Origin of the sequence: Oxalicibacterium solurbis (genome assembly GCF_014635845.1) — a bacterium.
In the GTDB taxonomy this organism is placed as follows: domain Bacteria; phylum Pseudomonadota; class Gammaproteobacteria; order Burkholderiales; family Burkholderiaceae_D; genus Oxalicibacterium; species Oxalicibacterium solurbis.
In genome coordinates this window covers 507488-528238 of record NZ_BMDP01000001.1, presented here as the reverse complement: position 1 = coordinate 528238, position 20751 = coordinate 507488, and the positions used below count along the sequence as shown (strand labels likewise).

Annotated in this window: 17 protein-coding genes; 7 read left to right on the top strand and 10 right to left on the bottom strand. The window is 60.3% G+C overall.

Annotated features, from left to right (window positions below; translation table 11 throughout):
* Positions 1 to 166 precede the first annotated feature (166 nt).
* Together gshA and IEV40_RS02535 are read right to left on the bottom strand one after the other, a co-directional pair.
* Positions 167 to 1759 (bottom strand): glutamate--cysteine ligase, encoded by a 1593-nt coding sequence (gene gshA, locus IEV40_RS02540; RefSeq protein WP_188419380.1) that lies wholly within the window; start codon positions 1757 to 1759, stop codon positions 167 to 169.
* A 168-nt stretch (positions 1760 to 1927) separates the two neighbouring features.
* The gene (locus IEV40_RS02535; RefSeq protein WP_188419379.1) at positions 1928 to 4174 is read right to left on the bottom strand and encodes a YgiQ family radical SAM protein; all 2247 of its coding nucleotides are present in this window, start codon (positions 4172 to 4174) and stop codon (positions 1928 to 1930) included.
* Between the two features lie 19 nt (positions 4175 to 4193).
* Between IEV40_RS02535 and IEV40_RS02530 the strand changes: the two genes are divergently transcribed.
* The 3 genes from IEV40_RS02530 to IEV40_RS02520 all read left to right on the top strand — a co-directional run bounded on the left by IEV40_RS02530 (position 4194) and on the right by IEV40_RS02520 (position 7517).
* Positions 4194 to 4580: a hypothetical protein gene (locus IEV40_RS02530; protein WP_188419378.1), complete on the top strand. Its 387-nt coding sequence runs from the start codon at positions 4194 to 4196 to the stop codon at positions 4578 to 4580.
* Positions 4501 to 5130, top strand: a complete 630-nt coding sequence (locus tag IEV40_RS02525; protein ID WP_188419377.1) for a hypothetical protein — start codon at positions 4501 to 4503, stop codon at positions 5128 to 5130. Before IEV40_RS02530 ends, IEV40_RS02525 begins: the two co-directional genes overlap by 80 nt.
* Positions 5131 to 5807: 677 nt before the next feature.
* Positions 5808 to 7517, top strand: a complete 1710-nt coding sequence (locus IEV40_RS02520; RefSeq protein WP_188419978.1) for a methyl-accepting chemotaxis protein — start codon at positions 5808 to 5810, stop codon at positions 7515 to 7517.
* A 145-nt stretch (positions 7518 to 7662) separates the two neighbouring features.
* Here IEV40_RS02520 and fghA read toward each other — a convergent pair whose 3' ends face one another.
* From fghA to minC, 5 genes are all read right to left on the bottom strand, one after another.
* Positions 7663 to 8505, bottom strand: coding sequence for an S-formylglutathione hydrolase (fghA, locus tag IEV40_RS02515; protein ID WP_188419376.1), 843 nt, complete (start codon positions 8503 to 8505; stop codon positions 7663 to 7665).
* A 61-nt stretch (positions 8506 to 8566) separates the two neighbouring features.
* Entirely contained in the window at positions 8567 to 9673 is a 1107-nt protein-coding gene (locus tag IEV40_RS02510) for an S-(hydroxymethyl)glutathione dehydrogenase/class III alcohol dehydrogenase (RefSeq protein ID WP_188419375.1), read from the bottom strand.
* A gap of 67 nt (positions 9674 to 9740) precedes the next feature.
* Entirely contained in the window at positions 9741 to 10007 is a 267-nt protein-coding gene (minE, locus tag IEV40_RS02505; RefSeq protein WP_188419374.1) for a cell division topological specificity factor MinE, read from the bottom strand.
* A 2-nt stretch (positions 10008 to 10009) separates the two neighbouring features.
* Entirely contained in the window at positions 10010 to 10825 is an 816-nt protein-coding gene (minD, locus tag IEV40_RS02500) for a septum site-determining protein MinD (RefSeq protein ID WP_188419373.1), read from the bottom strand.
* Positions 10826 to 10865: 40 nt separating this feature from the next.
* Positions 10866 to 11681 (bottom strand): septum site-determining protein MinC, encoded by an 816-nt coding sequence (gene minC, locus IEV40_RS02495; RefSeq protein WP_188419372.1) that lies wholly within the window; start codon positions 11679 to 11681, stop codon positions 10866 to 10868.
* Positions 11682 to 11951: 270 nt separating this feature from the next.
* Here minC and IEV40_RS02490 point away from each other — a divergent pair, with 270 nt between their 5' ends.
* From IEV40_RS02490 to IEV40_RS02480, 3 genes are all read left to right on the top strand, one after another.
* A complete protein-coding gene (locus IEV40_RS02490; protein WP_188419371.1) occupies positions 11952 to 12875 on the top strand; it encodes a recombination-associated protein RdgC in 924 nt (307 codons plus the stop codon).
* Positions 12876 to 13025: 150 nt separating this feature from the next.
* A complete protein-coding gene (locus IEV40_RS02485) occupies positions 13026 to 13472 on the top strand; it encodes a DUF2721 domain-containing protein (RefSeq protein ID WP_188419370.1) in 447 nt (148 codons plus the stop codon).
* A gap of 176 nt (positions 13473 to 13648) precedes the next feature.
* Positions 13649 to 14428 (top strand): carbonic anhydrase family protein, encoded by a 780-nt coding sequence (locus tag IEV40_RS02480; protein WP_229723923.1) that lies wholly within the window; start codon positions 13649 to 13651, stop codon positions 14426 to 14428.
* A gap of 78 nt (positions 14429 to 14506) precedes the next feature.
* Here the strand turns inward: IEV40_RS02480 and IEV40_RS02475 are convergent, their stop codons facing one another.
* Both IEV40_RS02475 and argA read right to left on the bottom strand, forming a co-directional pair.
* Entirely contained in the window at positions 14507 to 14779 is a 273-nt protein-coding gene (locus IEV40_RS02475; RefSeq protein WP_188419369.1) for an oxidative damage protection protein, read from the bottom strand.
* 92 nt (positions 14780 to 14871) lie between these two features.
* Entirely contained in the window at positions 14872 to 16203 is a 1332-nt protein-coding gene (gene argA / locus IEV40_RS02470; protein ID WP_229723922.1) for an amino-acid N-acetyltransferase, read from the bottom strand.
* A 58-nt stretch (positions 16204 to 16261) separates the two neighbouring features.
* Between argA and hrpA the strand changes: the two genes are divergently transcribed.
* The gene (gene hrpA, locus IEV40_RS02465; RefSeq protein ID WP_188419367.1) at positions 16262 to 20230 is read left to right on the top strand and encodes an ATP-dependent RNA helicase HrpA; all 3969 of its coding nucleotides are present in this window, start codon (positions 16262 to 16264) and stop codon (positions 20228 to 20230) included.
* A 51-nt stretch (positions 20231 to 20281) separates the two neighbouring features.
* Here the strand turns inward: hrpA and IEV40_RS02460 are convergent, their stop codons facing one another.
* Positions 20282 to 20698, bottom strand: a complete 417-nt coding sequence (locus IEV40_RS02460) for a hypothetical protein (protein ID WP_188419366.1) — start codon at positions 20696 to 20698, stop codon at positions 20282 to 20284.
* Positions 20699 to 20751 lie beyond the last annotated feature (53 nt).

Below are 20751 nucleotides of genomic sequence, written 5' to 3'. Positions count from 1 at the left end.
CAGCTTGTATCAGCTGTGCTGCCCGCCATCATCCGTCGGCCGGATACGTGACCATGGAACGATCATGCACCTGCCGTAAGCGTGCGTCGGTTCGCTGGCGAACACAGTGTGCAGGATGCGGTATCGGTACGCGTGTGCAGAAAGGAAGAGAAACGGAATATGAAAATCAGACGCCGTCGCACAGCCGTTGCGGCGTACGCTGGTTGTAGGCAGCGACGAAGTCGTCGAAATTGTCGCTGCGGCGGCGTTCCATTTCCTGCTGTGTGCTGAGGGAATCTTTCGCCAGTTGCTCGAAGAAACCACTTTCCTCCGCATTCAGCGGATGCGTGCGGAAGTATTCGGCATGCGCATGGCTTTGCTGCAAGCCGAAGCGTTCGAACGATGTGCCGTTTTCCTGCAATGTCTGCAGTACACGGGCGGAAGGCGTTTTGACCGGATCGTGCAGTTTTTCCCGTTGCAGTGTCAGTGTCTGCACATGCTGCCGGTCGCCGCGCTGCGCATCCAGCAATTCGGCTGCCGGCACAATGCTATCCAATAGCTGCGACCCCCAGTCGCGCAATGAAGTCGCCTGGCCGTCGCGTTGCAGCATCAGGTCCGGGCGACGTCCTTCCTTGACGGTGCGTGCGAAATTCTCGGCGTTTTCGCGGTGCATGGCTTCATCGACTGGCGGACTGTCATGCAGCGCGCAAAACAGCAGGAAGGCATCGAGGAAACGTGCCGTCTGCAGGTTGATGCCGAGCGGCTCGAACGGATCGATATCCATGCAGCGCACTTCGATGTACTGCACGCCGCGCGCGCACAGTGCCTCGACCGGACGTTCGCCGCTGTTGATGACGCGCTTCGGGCGGATCGTTGCGTAGTATTCGTTCTCGATCTGCAGCAGGTTGGTGTTCAGTTGTATCCATTTACCATCGCGCTGTGTGCCGATCGCTTCGTAAGCTGGATAGGGCTGGCGCACTGCGCGCGACAGGCTGCGCATATAGGTGTCCAGATCGTTGTAGGGTGGCATCAGGCCGGCCTGCGCATTGTTCTGGTAGCCGAGGTCGCTCATGCGCAGACTGGTTGCGTACGGCAGGTAGAGCGTATCGTCCGACAATTTTTCCAGTTGATGCGCGCGGCCGCGCAGGAAGTCTGCCGACAGCGCGGGCGAGGCGCCGAACAGATACATCAGCAGCCAGCTGTAGCGATGGAAATTGCGGATCAGCGCGATATAGCTTTCGGACTGGTAGGTCTTGTCGTCGGAGGTCGATTGCGCATCCGCTTTCAGCACGCGCCACAAATCTTCCGACAGCGAATAGTTGTAATGCAGGCCGGCGATGCATTGCATGGCCTTCCCGTAGCGCACGGCGAGACCGCGCCGGTAGACGTGCTTGATCATGCCGATGTCGGAGGTGCCGTACCAGGCGATCGGAATGGTTTCCTCGTCGGGCAGGCGGCAAGGCATCGACTGGCTCCACAGCATTTCGCCGTCGAGCTTGCTGTTGACGAAGCGGTGGATGCGATCGAGTTCGGCCAGCGCATCGGCAATGTCGTGTTCTGCCGGCGTGATGAATTCCAGCAGCGATTCGGAATAGTCGGTGGTGATCTGTTCGTTGGTCAGCGCGGAACCCAGCGCGACCGGATGCGGTGTCAGCGCAAGCTCGCCGCTGGCATCGACGCGCAGCGTTTCGCGCTCGATGCCGCGACGGCCTTCGCCCAGCAGATGACGATGTTTATCATCTGCCAGTAACGCGAGTCGGCGCGAAAAAAGTGTGCTCAATGGATGCTCCCTGTTCATGACTGCGCCGACGCGTGCGCGGCAAGTGGCGGAAGAATAACCGAAAACGGGGAAGCGAGTTGGCGGCGGCAAACCGCCCCTCCCAGAGCGAGGAACGGCGCGGGTTCGGGCTTGCAGTTGGAGCGTGAGATTCGCCGAATCTGGCGGATTTTAGCGGCGGCCGCGCTTGGCGACGATCACCGTACCCTTGCGCGCCGGTGCGGTGGGGCGACCAGGTGTACCCGATGTGCGTACTATGGCGGCACCGGGGCGTGGCTTGTTCTGGCCGAATTTTCTTGCCAGCTGATTCGGCCCCGGCGTTTCACGCCGGCGTTCGGCGGCGACGGCAGCCGGCGACGGATCGTGACGCGGCACCAGGTGATGTTCGCTGCTGCCGATCAGGTCGCTGCGTCCCATGCGCTGCAGGCCTTCGCGCAGCGCCGGCCAGTTTTCAGGATCGTGATAGCGCAGGAATGCCTTGTGCAGTTTCCGGATTTTTCCGATGCGCGGCGTTTCCACCGTTTCGGAATCGGCGCCGATCTTGCGCAGCGGATTCTTGCGTGTGTGGTACATCGTTGTTGCCATCGCCATCGGCGTCGGCAGAAAGGTCTGCACCTGGTCGAGGCGGAAATTGTTCTGCTTCAGCCACAACGCAAGATTCAGCATGTCTTCGTCGGTGGTGCCTGGATGCGCGGCGATGAAGTAGGGGATCAGATACTGTTCCTTGCCGGCTTCCTTCGAATACTTCTCGAAGAGTTCCTTGAACTTGTAGTACGAGCCCATGCCCGGCTTCATCATCTTCGACAGCGGGCCTTCTTCCGAATGCTCGGGCGCGATCTTCAGCAGGCCGCCGACGTGATGCGTGACCAGTTCCTTCACGTACTCGGGCGAACGCACGGCAATGTCGTAGCGCAGGCCGGAGCTGACGAGAATCTTCTTGATGCCGGGAATTGCGCGCGCCTTGCGGTACAGCTGGATCAGCTTGCCGTGATCTGTATTCAGGTTCGAGCAGATGCTGGGGAACACGCACGACAGGCGGCGGCACGATTCCTCGATGCGCTTGTCGCGGCAGGCGAGGCGATACATGTTCGCAGTCGGCCCGCCCAGATCGGAGATAGTGCCGGTGAAGCCTTTCACCTTGTCGCGGATTTCCTCGATCTCGCGCAGGATGGATGGTTCGGAACGGCTCTGGATGATGCGGCCTTCGTGTTCGGTGATCGAACAGAAGGTACAGCCGCCGAAGCAGCCGCGCATGATGTTGACCGAAAAGCGGATCATGTCCCATGCCGGGATGCGCGCCTTGCCGTAGGACGGATGCGGTGCGCGCGCATAGTTCATGTCGTAGACGCCGTCCATCTCATCCATCGCCAGCGGTAGCGGCGGCGGATTCAGCCATACGTCGCGCTCGCCATGCGCCTGCACCAGTGCGCGCGCGTTGCCCGGATTCGATTCGAGATGGAACACGCGCGAGGCATGCGCGTACAGCACAGGATCGTCTTTCACATCGTCGAACGACGGCAGACGCACGACGGTGCGGCTGCGCACTTCCTTCTCGGCGGCGCGGCGTTCTTCGCGACTCATGATGCGGATCGGCTTGACGTTCGTTTCGGCAGGCGTGCCGTCTTTCGTTTCTTCCGTCTTGCAGCTCGCATCCTTCATCTTCATTTCGTAAGGATCGGGATGCGGTTCGATTTTGCCCGGCATATCGACGCGGGTGGAATCGGTTTCCGCCCAGTCGTCGTCCGGTTTCCAGTCGCGCGGCACCATGAAGGCCGTGCCGCGCAGGTCGCGGATGTTCGAGATCGGTTCGCCACTGGCAACGCGGCGCGTCAGGTCGACCAGCGCGCGTTCGGCATTGCCGAAGATCAGGATGTCGGCTTTCGAATCAGGCAGCACCGAGCGGCGCACCTTGTCCGACCAGTAGTCGTAATGCGCGATGCGGCGCAGGCTGGCCTCGATGCTGCCGATGACGACGTTCACGCCCGGATACGCTTCGCGCACGCGCTGCGCATAGACGGTCAGTGCACGATCGGGGCGCTTGTTCGGTTCGCCGTTTGCCGTGTAGGCATCTTCCGAGCGGATCTTGCGATCCGATGTGTAGCGGTTGATCATCGAATCCATGTTGCCGGCGGTGACGCCGAAATACAGATTCGGTTTGCCTAGCGCGCGGAACGGTTCAGCCGAATGCCAGTCCGGCTGGCTGATGATGCCGACGCGATAGCCTTGCGCTTCCAGCAGACGCCCGATCAGCGCCATGCCGAAACTCGGATGATCGATGTAGGCATCGCCCGTCACCAGGATCACGTCGCAGCTGTCCCAGCCGAGCTTGTCCATCTCCGCACGCGACATCGGCAGGAAAGGGGCAGGCTTGGCCGCGCGCTTGGCGTGGGCGAACAGGTTTTTCGGTTGAGCGCTCATGGACAGACGGAACCGGACGATGCCGGTGATGGCGGCGAAGCCGCACATAAATAAGGACAGGCGGGAAAGGCGACAGTATGACAGCTTTGACCGTTGTCGATGCGGGCCGATGCATATTTTCCTTGCATGGAATGCAAGAGCGTTGCTGCAAAGGCAAGCCGTCGCCATATTTCGCCGATTACGGAATTGCCATCCGCGCATCCAGCTGTTTTTTCGCGCTCATCTTTTCCGGTTTTCTGCCGTTATTTCGATCATGGGATTGCCGCAGCGTGCAATGTTGCCATTGCGTTATGCACTCGTTATTCCGATCATGAAAGGCCCAAGCCATGAGCATCACGATTTCCAATTATTTGACGCCGTCCTTGCCGCCCGCAGCAGCGAGCGCACGCAACGCATCCGCAACTGACGAGACAGCGCCTGTCGCAACCGACAAGGTGACGCTGCAGGGCCAGTCGCCCGATCCCGTGACTTACGCGGATCCGCGCAACGGCACCGCACAGGCGCCGGATCTGGCAAGCATGCTGGAAGAATCCAACCGCAAGGCGCAAGCCATCATCGATCTGATCGTGCCGCTGGTGAAGCAGCAGGGCCTGAACATGGCGAAGGTCGTCAGCGGTGAACAGCAATTGACCGTCGATGCGGCGACGATTGCCAAGGCGAAAGCAGCGATTGCCGAGGATGGCGAATTCGGCGTGAAGCAGGTTGCCGAACGCATTCTCAGTTTTGCAAAGATGGCGGTGGGCGGCGATCCATCCAGGCTGGACACCATCCGCGCTGCCGTGGAAAAGGGATTCAAGGAAGCAGCCGAGATGCTCGGCGGCACATTGCCGGAAATCAGCCAGAAGACGCACGAAGTGATCATGGCCGAGTTCGATCGCTGGCAAAGCGATGGCATTCCGGAGGGCGACACGGTCAGCTTGCCGGCGGAAAAAGAGGAAAGCGAAGCGCAACAGTAAGGTGCAGTGACAAGCAGCGCATTGATTGCACCTTGTTGTTTTTCTGTATAGCTACCGAAATGGTAGTGTGAAAAATTTTTGTCGAACAGATCGCAGGGTGCAATCGCATGCGTCGACAATCATGCGTGATGAAGTTGTCGGAAAGGCCATGCAGCAGGCACATTTCGCTGGCGAAATATTGGCATGAAGAAATGAATCGGTTATAAAGTGCCGCAGGAAGCAGGATGCAATTGCCGAATGCGATTACGAAAACCGGTGAAGATTTTTCACGATGCCATGCGCGTTTGAAAAATACACTGGCGCAGTTCGGAACTGCCTGTTCGTCATTGCCGTTCCGGCTTCCCCGTTGATCGATTGAAGTGATTCATGCCTCGTATGCCGATTCAGCCAGCATGCGCGCCGAAGGAACCGAGCAGGTCCGGTTTCGCGGCTTTCCCTGATCGTTTCGTCAAGACGTGAATACAAAGCCGCATGTATTTTCAGCGGCACCGTCAACTTTGGCCGTAAACAGCCGTTGTTGAATACAGGATGCCTCTTTTCATCCTGCATAAAAAAGCAGCAGCATGCAATGACATGTCATTGCCCATGTTGTACAGCGATTGCCCGAAGCCGCGATAACGGTACGGCAATCGTAATGAAGTTGTAGTACCGATAACAATTCTTGGAGAAGAAGAATGATGCGCATCGCAAACATGAAAATAGGCACGCGCCTTGGTTTGGGTTTCGGCCTGATTCTGCTGCTGGTTGCGGTCATGGGAGCCAATGGCATCCTGCGCCTGCAGAGCATCAACGCGTCTACCCGCCACATGGTGGACGAATCCCTGGAAAAGCAGAAGGCTGCACAAAGCTGGCTGCTGGGCACCAGCGTCAACGCGGCGCGCACGCTGGCCGTGGTGAAGACGACGGATTCGAGCACGGAAGATTTTTTCCAGAAAGCGATGGCTGCACAAAGCAAGCAGATCAGCGCGATCCAGGGAAAACTCGAAAAGCAGCTGACGACGGACAAGGAGAAGGATCTGTTTGCCGAAGTGGCTAATCGACGCAAGGCTTATATCGACACCCGCAAGGGCATCATCGCGCTCAAGGAAGGCGGCGATGTCGCCGGCGCGAATGCCCAGATCGACGCCAAGCTGGTACCGGCGCTGGATGCCTATGTCGAAAGCGTCAAGAACGTGCTGGATTACTACGATGACGAAGTCGCCAATGTCGATCAGTCGATCACTGCCGATTTCGGCATGGGCCGCAATACGCTGATCGTCGGCACCGTCATCGCGCTGTTGCTCGGTGCACTGATTGCATGGCGCCTCACCGTCGGCATCACGCGTCCGTTGAGAGAAGCGGTGAAGGTCGCGGAATCGGTGGCCGAAGGCGACCTGACGACACGCAGCAGCCTGCCGACGAGCAAAGATGAAATGGGCCAATTGCTCGATTCGATCGGCCGCATGCAGAACAATCTGGTGCGCATCGTCTCGCAGATTCGTCTCGGCACCGATGCGATCGCAACAGCATCGTCGGAAATCGCCAGCGGCAACCTCGACCTGTCGTCGCGTACCGAAGAGCAGGCCAGCTCGCTGGAAGAAACCGCATCGTCGATGGAAGAGCTGACTTCCACCGTCAAGCAGAATGCGGACAATGCGCGCCAGGCGAACCAACTTGCCGTCTCGGCATCGGAAGTGGCGAGCAAAGGCGGCACGGTGGTTTCGCAAGTGGTCGATACGATGGGCGAGATCAATACGTCGTCGCGCAAGATTGTCGACATCATCAGCGTCATCGACGGCATTGCATTCCAGACCAATATTCTGGCACTGAACGCTGCAGTGGAAGCTGCGCGTGCCGGCGAACAGGGTCGTGGCTTTGCCGTGGTGGCAGGCGAAGTGCGCACGCTGGCGCAACGCTCCGCAGCGGCGGCGAAGGAAATCAAGGGACTGATCGGCGATTCCGTCGAGAAGGTCGAGACCGGCAGCCAACTGGTGGCCGAGGCGGGTACGACGATGAATGAGCTGGTCGACGGCGTCAAGCGCGTGGCCGACATCATGGCCGAGATTACGGCAGCCAGCCTGGAGCAAAGCGACGGTATCGAGCAGGTGAACCAGGCTGTCACGCAGATGGATCAGGTGACGCAGCAGAATGCGGCGCTGGTCGAGGAAGCGGCTGCCGCAGCCGATTCGCTGCAGGATCAGGCCAAGCAACTGGCGCAGGCCGTCAGCGTGTTCCGCACCGGCAGTAATATGGCGGCGGCAGCCGTGCAGGCGAAGCCGCAGCATCGTGCGATCTCGTCGAGTGTGGCGGCGGCACCGGCCAGGTCGGCTGCGCCGGCGGCACCGCGCAGCGTGCCGGCACCGAAGCCGGTGGTCAACACGAATACCGACGACTGGGAAGAGTTCTGACCGGTCAAGAACCGTTCGATGTGAAAAAGGGATTCTGCAATGCAGAATCCCTTTTTTGTTTGCGGCTTCCGGATATTGCTTCCGAATATCGCTTGCGCAGTCGGCACGCCGAAGCGCGGTTCGGCCTCTTCGGCTTCTTATGCGCTTACTTGTTCAGAATCGCCGCATGCCAGGCGATGTGATCCTGCATGAAGGTCGAGATGAAGTAGTAGTTGTGGTCGTAGCCGGAATGGCGGCGCAGCGTCAGCGGCTGTTCGGCTGCCCAGCAGGCGGCTTCGAAATGATGCGGCAGCAGCTGGATGTCGAGGAATTCGTCTTCCAATCCCTGATCGATCAGGATGCCTTGCGGGAACGGCGTCTTGCGTGCGCGCATCAGCTCGCTCGCATCATGCTGCGCCCACGTGGATTGATCGCTGCCCAGATAGTTCGAGAACGCCTTCTGGCCCCACGGGCACAGGCTGGGTGCGGTGATCGGCGCGAAGGCGGAAACCGACTTGAAAATCTCCGGATGGCGCAGCGACAGCGTCAATGCGCCGTGGCCGCCCATCGAGTGGCCGAATACGCCGATGCGGTCGGGCAGGGCAGCGAAGTTTTCCAGGATCAGGTTGCGCAGTTCATGGACAACATAGGTCTCCATGCGGAAGTGCGACGCCCATGGCTGCTGCGTCGCATCCAGATAGAAACCGGCACCGTGGCCGAAGTCCCAGCTTTCCGCCGCGCCCTTGATGCCGGTGCGGCGCGGGCTGGTATCCATCGACACCAGCATGATGCCGTGCTCGGCCGCATAGCGTTGCGCGCCGCCCTTGATCATGAAGGTCTCTTCAGTGCAGGTCAGGCCGGCCAGATAGAACAGCACCGGCACCTTGCGCGATTTTGCCTGCGGCGGTTCGTACACCGAAAACGTCATCGGCAAACCGGTCGAGACCGACTGGTGCTTGTAGAAAGTCTGTGTGCCGTTGAAGCACTTGTGCTGGCTGACAATATCCACTTCTTCCCCGCAAATTCCGTTTGTTTCGTTTGTCTTTCTTTCGTCTGCGTTCGGTGCGCGATCAATAGATCACGACCGAACGAATCGATTCGCCGCGCTTCATCAGATCGAAGCCTTCGTTGATCTGATCCAGCTTCAGTGTGTGCGTGATCAGGTCGTCGATGTTCAGCTTGCCTTCCATGTACCAGTCGACGATCTTCGGTACGTCAGTGCGGCCGCGCGCGCCGCCGAAGGCCGAACCTTTCCATTCGCGGCCGGTGACCAGCTGGAACGGACGCGTGCTGATTTCCGCACCGGCTTCCGCCACGCCGATGATGATCGACTGGCCCCAGCCCTTGTGGCAGCACTCCAGCGCCTGGCGCATCGTCGTCGTGTTGCCGATGCATTCGAAGCTGTAGTCGGCACCGCCGTCGGTCAGTTGCACGATGGCGTCGACGACGTTCTCCACGTTCTTCGGATTGATGAAGTGCGTCATGCCGAACTTGCGCGCCATCGCTTCGCGTTCCGGATTCAGGTCGACGCCGATGATCTTGTCCGCACCGACCATGCGCGCTGCCTGGATCACGTTCAGGCCGATGCCACCGAGGCCGAACACGACGACGTTGGCGCCGGCTTCCACCTTGGCAGTGAACAGCACGGCACCGACGCCGGTGGTCACGCCGCAGCCGATGTAGCAAACCTTGTCGAATGGCGCGTCCTCGCGGATCTTCGCCAGCGCGATCTCCGGCACGACCACGTAGTTCGAGAAGGTCGAGGTGCCCATGTAATGGAAGATCGGCTTGCCGTCGAGCGAGAAGCGCGACGTCGCGTCCGGCATCAGGCCGCGGCCTTGCGTGGAGCGGATCTTCTGGCACAGGTTGGTCTTGCGCGACAGGCAGAATTTGCATTCGCGGCATTCCGGCGTGTACAGCGGGATGACGTGGTCGCCTTTTCGCAGGCCCTTCACATCCGGGCCGACGTCGACGACGACGCCCGCGCCTTCATGGCCGAGGATGGCCGGGAAGATGCCTTCCGGATCGGCACCGGACAGTGTGTAGTAATCGGTGTGGCAGATGCCGGTGGCCTTGATTTCCACCAGCACTTCACCAGCCTTCGGGCCGGCGAGTTCGACTTCCTCGATCGTCAGCGGTTGGCCTGCTTTCCAGGCGACGGCGGCTTTGGTTTTCATGGCGGTCTCCGATGATGAGGTTGAGCGAGCGCTGCGGCGCTTTATGCCGCAGCGCATCGTGCGATGCTTATTTGACGGGTTCCATGTCTTCCGGCAGCACGACGTTCACGTCCAGCACTTCCAGATTGCCCTGGCTGTTGACGGAAATCTTGATGTCTTCCGGATTGACCTTCACGTACTTCGAAATCACGCCGATCAGTTCCTTGTGCAGTGCAGGCAGGAAGTCGGGGCCGGCACGGCCGTTGCGTTCGCGCGCGATGATGATCTGCAGGCGTTCCTTGGCGGCGCTGGCAGATTTGGTTTCCTTGTTGAACAGAAAAGAAAGAAGCGACATGGTCATTTGCCTCCGAAAATACGCTGAAGGAAGCCTGGCTTTTCGTAATCGGTAAAGCGCAATGGCTTCTCTTCGCCGAGGAAGCGAGAGACGACGTCCTTGTAGGCTTCGGATACTTCGCTGCCTTCGATATGGATCGCCGGATTGCCGGAGTTGGAGGCATGCAGCACCGATTCCGATTCCGGGATGATGCCGATCAGCGGGATGCGCAGGATTTCCTGCACGTCGGCATACGACAGCATTTCGCCGGCTTCGACGCGCTTGGGCACGTAGCGGGTGATCAGCAGATGTTCCTTGACCGGTTCGCCGCCGTTCAGCGCGCGGCGCGATTTGGCTTGAATGATGCCGAGGATGCGATCCGAATCGCGCACCGACGACACTTCCGGATTGGTGACGATGACGGCTTCGTCGGCGAAGGTCAGCGCCATCACGGCTCCGTGCTCGATGCCGGCCGGCGAATCGCAGATGATGTATTCGAAATCCATCGCGGCCAGATCGTTCAGCACGCGTTCGACGCCTTCTTCCGACAGCGCATCCTTGTCACGCGTCTGCGAGGCCGGCAGCACGAACAGATTGTCGCAGTGCTTGTCCTTGATCAGCGCCTGATTCAGCGTGGCTTCCTTGTTGATGACGTTGATCAGGTCATACACGACGCGGCGTTCGCAGCCCATGATCAGGTCGAGATTGCGCAGGCCGACGTCGAAGTCGATGACGACTGTCTTGTGGCCGCGCATCGCGAGACCGGATGCAAAGCTCGCACTGGAAGTGGTCTTGCCGACGCCGCCCTTGCCGGACGTCACAACGATGATTTTTGCCAAAAGATGCCCCTTTCGTTAAAGAGATATATGTGTGTATGCGTTATGCGGATGCCTTGATCGGCTGCATGTCGATGCGGTCGCCGATCAGACGGATTTGGGTTGGCTGCTGCGCGCGCTCCGAACCATTCTCGAAGGTGCGGTACATGCCGGCGATGGAAACCAGTTCCGCTTCCATGCTGAGCGTGAAGATGCGCGCGTCGGTGTCGCCGTTGGCGCCGGCCAGCGCGCGGCCGCGCAGCGGTGCGTAAATGTGGATGCTGCCGTCGGCGATGACTTCGGCACCGTTGTTGACGGCGGCTGTGATGATCAGGTCGGCGCCGCGTGCATAGATGCGCTGGCCGGCACGTACCGGCGTATCGACGATCATCGTGCGGTTCGTAACGGCAGGCGCGGCAGGTGCAGCGGCTGATGCGATAGCCGGTGCGGTGGTTTCGACCGGCGCGGCCGCTTGCGTGGCGACCGAATCGGCGACCGGTTCCAGATCGATTTCTGCCTGCTCGGGCTGAATGGAAGCAGGCGCGACTTCGGCGCGCGGCTTCAGAGAACCGTCCAGGCTCAGGCCGGCCGCCAATACGTGCGGTGCCATCTCCGGCGATGCATTGCGCACTGCCACGGCGTTGAGCCGGTAGGATTTCAGCAGGCTGGCGATGGCGGACCAGTCGATCGCGGTATCGGGTTCCAGCGCGCCGACATCGATCACGGCAAATTCGTCGTCGAAGAAATCGGCATCGCCGTTCGTCATGTCGTGCATGGCTGCATCGAGCACGGCGAGATCCGCCTCGTGCAGGATCGCGGAGACGGCGACGACGGTGGAAATCTTGATTTCGATCGGCTTGCGGGGTGAACTTTTGGACATGTAGATCTGTGAGTGCTGCTGCTGGTTGCGTCTGCCGCTCCGATGCCGCATTGCCGCCGTTTCTGTCTGGTAACGCGCGCTGCGCCTGCGATCAGGAGTGCGAATGGCCGGTATTATAACCGCTCCCCTCGACCGGCTTGCAGGTGTTTCCGTCGTATTTCCGGCGCTGCCGCGCGTATTTTCCATGAGGAACTGCAAGACGAATTCTTCCTTCGTCCGGCGCAGGCGGCGCGTGTAGAATAGCCGCTTTTTTTCGCCGGGACATTGCTCATGTGGTTCAAGAATCTCCAGGTTTACCGTCTGCCGTCGCATTGGCCGATCACATCCGCGCAGCTTGAGGCGGATCTTGCGCCGTTTGCCTTCCAGCCGTGCTCCAGCCTCGAACTGCAAAGCCAGGGCTGGATTTCGCCGCGCGACAACGGTTCGCTCGTGCATGCCGTCGGCAAGCAGATGCTGCTGTTGCTGGGTACCGAAAAGAAGCTGCTGCCGTCCAGCGTCGTCAATCAGGTGACGAAGATCAAGGCTGCCGAACTGGAAGAACAGCAGGGCTTCAAGCCGGGCCGCCGCCAGATGAAGGAACTGAAGGAGCAGGTCGCTGACGAACTGCTGCCGCGCGCATTCAGCGTCTGGCGTTCGACCTGGGTCTGGATCGATCCGGTCAACGGCTGGCTGGTCGTGGATGCCGGCAGCGCGGCCAAGGCCGATGAAGTGCTGAAGCTGCTGTTCAAGGCGATCGACAAGCTGCCGCTGGAATCGCTGCACGTGGTGCAATCGCCGATGTCGGCGATGACGTCGTGGCTGCTGGCGGATGAAGCGCCGTACAACTTCACCGTCGACCAGGATACCGAGCTGCGTTCCAATACCGAAGGCAAGGCCACCGTGCGCTACGTGCGCCACACGCTGGAAGCGGACGACGTGCGTCGCCATATCGAAGCCGGCAAGCAGTGCACGCGGCTGGCGATGACCTGGGCCGACCGCATCTCCTTCGTGCTGACCGAATCGCTGACGATCAAGCGCATTGCGCCGCTGGACGTGCTGAAGGAAAACACCGATGCGACTTCGCAGAATGACGACGAACGCTTCGATGCCGACATGATGCTGATGACTGGCGAGCTGGCGAAGATGCTGGCCGACCTGGTTGCTGCACTGGGCGGCGAGATGGAGAAGCAGACAGAGAAGCAGGCCGCCGCCTGAATCTCTTCGCTGTCGCATTCGATGCGGATCGGCTGCGGGAAAGCGTCGCAGGCCGCGTCGCCTGATGCATAATGCGGACAACCGTCGTGGCGATCCCGCGGCGGGCTTCATCCGTTTCAATTCGTGTACGGTCGGGAAGAACACAACGTCATGCAAATCGAACTCAACGATATCGGCCACATCATCCAGTTGTCCGTCGCGCCGGTGTTCCTGCTGACCGGCGTCGGCACGACGCTGACCGTGCTGACGAACCGGCTCGCCCGCATCGTCGATCGTTCGCGCATTCTCGAGGACAAGTTCCGCAAGGAAGAGGATGAGGCGCATGCCGGCGATTATCGCGACGAGCTGATCACGCTGTATTCCCGCTCCCATCTGATCAACCGCGCCATCGTGCTGGCGACGGCTTGTGCGCTGATGATCTCGCTGGTCATCATCTCGCTGTTCGTCGGCGATGCGCTGAATATCGACCTGTCGAAATACATCGCCGCCTTCTTCGTACTGGCGATGGTCAGCCTGCTGGCGAGTTTCAGTTACCTGCTGCGCGAAATCTTCCTTGCCACGCAGACGATGCGCACCGTCGTGCGCCTGCCGAAATAGACTGTCTCTCCGGCAGTTTTCCCCCGATGCGGAGCGTCGCCTGACGCTTCGTGTTGTCAGGCTTTTCCGAGCGGTCTTTCCTTAAAAAAGCGATTTCACGAATGTTAAAAAAACATTAAAATTCGTCGCGCAAGAAATTGCATTTTTAATAATTTTTCAAAGAACAAGGAGAAAGTATGCAGTTTTCAGGTAAGGCGGCAGGCATGCGCAAGGCAAGCGCATTGGTAACGACAAGCGTCATGGCGTTGATGCTGGCGGCATGTGCCCAGCAACCGATGACACAGCAAGCGATGAAGCAGCAACAGGCGGCAGCGTCCTCGACTGTCCATCCGGCAGTGATGACGCAGCCGTTGCAGCAGCAGGTCACGGCGGATCAGGCGCTGCAATTACTGAAGGACGGCAATGCGCGCTATGTGTCCGGACAGGCGCTGCAATCCGATCATCGTGCGCAGATTGCGGCGACCGGCAAGAACGGCCAGTTCCCGTTCGTGCAGATCGTCAGCTGCATCGATTCGCGTTCTTCGCCGACGCAGGTTTTCGATCTGGGCGTGGGCGATGCCTTCAGCTCGCGCGTGGCGGGCAACATCGTCAATGAAGACGTTCTCGGCAGCCTGGAATACGGTGCAAAAGTGGCGGGTGCCAAACTGATCGTCATCCTCGGCCATACCTCATGCGGCGCGGTCAAAGGTGCTTGCGACGATGTGGCGCTGGGCAATCTGACCGGCCTGCTGAAGAAGATCCGTCCTGCCGTCGATGCGACGCCGGACGTGCACGGCAGCGACCGCAGTTCGCACAATCATGCCTTCGTCAATGCCGTATCGGAAAAGAACGTGCACCTGACCGTGCAGAACCTGCTGGATCAGAGTCCTGTGCTGCGTGAAATGGTGGCAAAGAACGAGATCAAGGTCGTCGGCGCGATGCTGGACGTGAAGAACGGCGAAGTGAAGTTCTACTGATGTACCTCCGCGCATCCATGAAAAAAGCCCGCTCGCTGCGGGCTTTTTCGTATGCCGATGCGGCGTATCCGATACGGCTTAATACGTCGGCGGCACGTAGCCGACAGCCTGATCCGCGCCTTCGCCGAAGAAGTGTTTTTCCATCTGTGCGGCCAGATATTTGCGGGCGCGCACGTCGGCCAGGTTCAGGCGGTTTTCGTTGACCAGCATCGTCTGGTGCTTGAGCCAGCCGGCCCAGGCTTCCTTCGAGACGCTTTCGTAGATGCGTTTGCCAAGTTCGCCCGGATACGGCGGGAAATCCAGTCCTTCGGCTTCCTTGTCGAGTTTGACGCAGTGGATCATGCGAGTCATTTTCTGTTTCCTTGAAAAGGCCGGCGCATATTCATATTGCGCGGCTTGTTGAACAAGGCCGCCACGCACATCGATGGCGGCGGCCGGAATTTTTAGAGTTTCTTGATGAAGACCAGCGACTTGCGCTGCCAGTTGTACATATGTTGCCTGTCCTTCGGCAGATCGTCCACGGTTGCCGGCACGAAACCGCGCTTCAGGAACCAGTGCGCGGTGCGCGTCGTCAGTGCAAACAGTTTCTTCATGCCGGCGGCGCGCGCGCGATTCTCGATGTGCTTCAGCAGACGCTCGCCATCGCCCTGCGTTTGCGCATCCTGATTGACGATCAGGCAGGCCATTTCGCCCATGGCGTCGTTCGGGAACGGGTAGAGCGCCGCACAGCCGAAGATCACGCCATCGTGTTCGATGACGGAGAAGTGATGAATCTCGCGCTCGATCAGTTCGCGGCCGCGCTTGACCAGCGTGCCGTCCGCTTCGTACGGTTCGATCAGCTTGATGATGCCGCCGACGTCCTCGATGGTCGCATCGCGCAGGCTTTCGACGTTTTCGAACGTGACCATGGTGCCGACGCCATCGTGCGTGAACAGCTCCAGCAGTGCCGAGCCGTCGGTCGAGAACGGCACGATGTGCGCGCGGCCAACGCCGGCGTTACAGGCCTTGACTGCATGCTGCAGATAGAAGGCGGAATCGGCCGGGATGCAGCTGTAGTCGAGCACGGCATTTGCCTGATGCGACGACAATTCGCGGACTTCAGTGCCGGCGTTGTCGGTGATCATCGGCGTTTCGGTGATGAAGATCAGCTTGTCGGCGCGCAGCGCGGTGGCGGCGGAAACGGCCACATCTTCCATCGTCAGGTTGAAGATTTCACCGGTCGGCGAAAAGCCCAGCGGCGACAGCAGCACCAGGCCGCCGGCGTTCAGGATCGGATGGATGGTTTCGTAGGCGATCTTGCGCGTGACGCCGGTCAGTTCGTGGTCGACGCCGTCGATCACGCCGAGCGGACGCGCGGTGACGAAGTTGCCGGAGATGATGCGGATCGCCGCATGCGCCATCGGCGTGTTCGGCAAGCCCTGGCTGAAGGCGGCCTCGATATCGAGGCGCAGTTCGCCGGCGGCTTCCTTCGCGCATTCGAGCGCGGCCGTATCGGTGATGCGCACGCCATTGTGAAAACGGCCTTCGACGTTACGCAGCCCTAGTTGTTCGGCCACCTGCGGGCGCGAGCCGTGCACCAGCACGATCTTGATGCCAAGCGCATGCAGCAGCGACAGATCGTGTGCCAGCACCGGCAGTGCGCCGGCGGTGACCAATTCGCCCGGAAAGGCGACCACGAAGGTCTTGCCGCGGAAGGCATGGATGTAGGGCGCGACCGAGCGCAGCCACTGGACGAATTGTTCGGCGTTTTCCATCCGCGCATTATAAACAGCCATGCGGAACAAAGGGCGGCCAGGGGCGGCGAAAGCGTGCGCTCTGTATAATTCCGTCCACATGTCCGCATCTGAAAACACCCCGCAAAAACCGTCTTCCGCACGTCATCGTCCCGCCGGCAGCAAACCGTCTCCTGCCGTGCCGCCGGTGCGCAATCCGCTGCCGCCCGTCACGTTTCCCGAAGAGTTGCCGGTTTCCGGCAAGCGCGACGACATCGCCAAGGCGATTCGCGACAGCCAAGTCGTCATCGTCAGCGGCGAGACCGGTTCCGGCAAGACCACGCAGCTGCCGAAAATCTGCCTCGAACTGGGGCGCGGCGAGAAGGGGCTGATCGGCCATACGCAGCCGCGCCGCATTGCCGCTTCCTCGACCGCCAAGCGCATTGCGCAGGAACTCGGCACGCCGCCAGGCGAGCACGTCGGCTTCAAGGTCCGCTTCAACGACACCCTGAGCAAGGGCGCGTGGATCAAGCTGATGACCGATGGCATCCTGCTGGCGGAGACGCAGACCGATCCCTTGCTGCGTCAATACGACACCATCATCATCGACGAGGCGCACGAGCGCAGCCTGAACATCGACTTCCTGCTCGGTTACCTGAAGCAGTTGCTGCCGAAGCGGCCGGACCTGAAAGTCATCATCACGTCGGCGACCATCGATGCCGAGCGCTTTGCGCGCCACTTCACGCAGGGCGACAGGGTGCCGCCGGTGATCGAGGTGTCGGGCCGGCTGTATCCGGTGGAAATCCGCTATCGCCCGGTCGAGCAGGATCGCGTGCCGAATGTGCAGAACAACCCGAACGCGAATCCGAACAAAAGCGCCGATGCCGCCGCTGGCCGCCGTTCCACACAGGCCGCGAAGGAACGCAGCCAGCGCGACCTGATGGACGCCGTGGTCGATGCCGTCGATGAACTGGCGCGCATCGGTTCCGGCGACGTGCTGGTGTTCCTGCCGGGCGAGCGCGAAATTCGCGATGCCGCCGAAGCGCTGCGCAAGCATCATCCGCCGCACGTGGAAATCCTGCCGCTGTTCGCGCGCCTGTCCGCGCAGGAGCAGGAACGCATCTTCAAACCAACCAACGCGCGCCGCATCGTGCTGGCGACCAACGTCGCTGAAACCTCGCTGACGGTGCCCGGCATCCGCTACGTGGTCGATGCCGGCCTCGCGCGCGTCAAGCGCTACAGCTACCGCAACAAGGTCGAGCAACTGCAGATCGAGCCGGTCGCGCAATCGGCCGCCAACCAGCGCGCCGGCCGTTGCGGCCGTGTCGCCGCGGGCGTCTGCATTCGCCTGTACGACGAGCAGGATTATCTGCAGCGGCCGAAATTCACCGATCCGGAAATCCTGCGTTCGTCGCTGGCGTCCGTCATCCTGCGGATGAAGTCGCTGCATTTGACCGATGTGGAAGAGTTTCCCTTCATCGAACCACCGCTGGGCCGCGCGATCGCCGATGGCTACCAGTTGTTGCAGGAACTCGGCGCCGTCGATGACGACAACCGCCTGACCAAGCTCGGCCGTGAACTGGCGCGCCTGCCGCTCGATCCGCGCGTCGGCCGCATGATCCTCGCCGCGCGGCAGAACGCCTGCCTCTCCGAAATGCTGATCATCGCATCGGCATTATCGGTGCAGGACCCGCGCGACCGGCCGATGGAAGCGCAGAACGCAGCCGATACCGCGCACAAGAAGTTCGCCGACGACAAATCCGAATTCCAGAGCTACCTGAAAATCTGGAAGTGGTTCCAGGAGGCGATCGAGCACAAGAAAACGAACCGGCAATTGCAGGAAGAATGCCGCGCCAATTTCCTGTCGCAACTGCGTCTGCGCGAATGGCGCGACGTGCATTCGCAACTGCTGACCATCGTGCGCGAGCAGGGCTGGCGGCTGAACGAACTGCCGGCGACCTACGAACAGCTGCATACGGCGCTGCTGACCGGCCTGCTCGGCAACATCGGCTTCAAGGCCGAGGACGAGCCTCACTATCTGGGGGCACGCGGCATCAAGTTCCACATCTGGCCCGGCTCGTCACTATCGAAAAAGGCAGGCAAGTGGATCATGGCCGCTGAACTGATCGATACGTCGCGGCTGTACGCGCGCTGCATCGCGCAGATCCAGCCCGAATGGCTGGAACGCGTGGCCGGCCATCTGCTGAAAAAATCCTACGGTGAGCCGCGTTGGGAAAAGCGCACGGCACAGGTCTCGGCCTACGAGCGCGCGACGCTGTACGGCCTCGTCGTCTATAGCCAGCGCCGCATCAACTACGGCCTCATCAATCCGACCGAAGCGCGCGAGATTTTCATTCGCGATGCGCTGGTCGGCGGCGATTTCGACACGCGCCTGCCGTTCTTCGCGCACAACCAGAAACTGGTGCGCGAGATCGAAAACCTCGAACACAAGTCGCGCCGCATCGACGTGCTGGTGGACGATCATCTGATTGCCGCCTTCTACGACAAGCAGATTCCGGCCGACGTGGTCAACGGCATCGGCTTCGAGAAATGGGTCAAGGACGCCTCGGCCAACGAACCGAAGCTGCTCTACCTGAACCGCGACGACCTGATGCGCCACGAGGCGGCCGGCGTGACGACCGAACTGTTCCCCAAGGCGATGAACGTCGCGGGCATCGAGATGGGCCTGACCTACCACTTCGAACCTGGCTCGCCGCGCGACGGCGTCACGCTGGCCGTGCCGCTGTACGCGCTGAACCAGGTCTCGGCCGAACGCAGCGAATGGCTGGTGCCCGGCATGCTGAAGGAGAAGGTGCATCTGCTGTTGAAATCGCTGCCGCAGAAGTTGCGCCGCCATTGCGTACCGCTGCCCGATTACGCAGCCGGCTTCTGCGACCGCGTGCAGGACAAGCACACCTTCGGCCGTGGCAGCCTGCTCGATGCCGTGATCGCCGACGTGCGCGAACAGACCACGGTGATGACCAGGACCACCGACTACAAGCTGGAAACGCTGCCCGCGCATCACTTCATGAACTTCAAGGTGACCGACGAGCACGGTAGGCAACTGGACATGGGGCGCAATCTCGGTGCGCTGCGGTCGGAACTTGGCGGGCAGGCGCGCGAGAGTTTCCAGCGTCTGGCTGAGAAAACCGCGCCGACCGTGGCCGAGCCGACGACGGCTTCGACAGGCAAGCCGGCCGCTGCGCCGGCAAAGGGTGGACAGCAGAATGCATCCGCTGCGGCCGAACACCAGAACCTGACCGGCTGGACCTTCGGCGAACTGCCGGAACTGCTGGAAATCCAGCGCGGCAAACAGACGTTGATCGGCTTTCCGGCATTGGTGGATCGCAAGACGCACTGCGACATCGAAGTCTTCGACGACCCGGACGAAGCCGCGCGCACGCACCGCATCGGCCTGCGCCGTCTGTTCGCACTGCAACTGAAGGAACAACTGAAGTTCCTCGACAAGAACATCCCCGGCCTGCAGCAGATGGGCATGCAGTTCATGGCGCTCGGCACGCAGGAAGAACTGCGCGACCAGATCATCGAAAAAGGACTGGAACGCGCCTGCCTGCAGGAACCGCTGCCGAAGAACGCGCAGGAATTCAACACGCGCCGCGACGAAGGCAAGTCCCGCCTTGGCCTGCTGGTCAACGAAATTGCGCGCCTGGCCGGCACCATCCTCGCCGAATACCACGCGCTGCCGAAAAAGCTGCAGACGGTGAAGGCGCACACGCAGGCGTTCAACGACATGCAGTCGCAATTGCAAGGCCTGGTCGGCAAGCGTCTCATTGCCGATACCGATTACACGCAGCTATCGCATTTCCCGCGCTACCTGAAAGCCATCGCCACGCGCATCGACAAGCTGCGTGCCGATCCCACACGCGATGCGAAGGCGATGGCCGAATGGCAGCAGGCCGCGCAGCCGTGGCAGCGTGCGTTGAAGGATAGGTACGGCGATCCGAAGATGACCGAATACCGCTGGATGCTAGAGGAACTGCGCGTGTCGTTGTTTGCGCAGGAATTGCGGACGCCGATGCCGGTGTCGGTCAAGCGGCTGCAGAAGGTATGGGAGTCGATGCAGAGATAGGAAAAGTTGTCGTTTTATCGTGCTTGGTTGGTAGACAGATTAGGTGACAAGTTAATCGGTAACCAAACTTCCGAGTAACGTGAACTCAAGACCGGAATTCACTAGAGAGGTTAAAACAATCGTCTCTACCATTTGTGGCGATATACCTGACAGCCATTCACTAGGTCTTCCCGTCAAACCGCGAATGCGGAAGGGGAGTAACTCTTTTGCGATCAAGGACTCCACTAAATGTGGTTCGGCTACTGCTGCAATGGGAAAGAACCGAACATATTGTTTCCCAAAGGTTTTGAAGTAATTTGCGCGTCGTGAGTTGAGATTAAGTGCTTTTCCGAATTTGCAATTGTCATGGGTTACTTTGATGCAGCGTTCTGCGATTGCCGGACGATCAGCATTGACGGAAATTGGATGCGTGTTTGTTAACGTGACGATGTAAAGACCTGGGCCTCTATGTATGGCTGATGTGCTCATATGTTACGTTGGAGGAAGGGGCGCGGAGTCTGCTTGCCGGCGGAGCGTCCCCT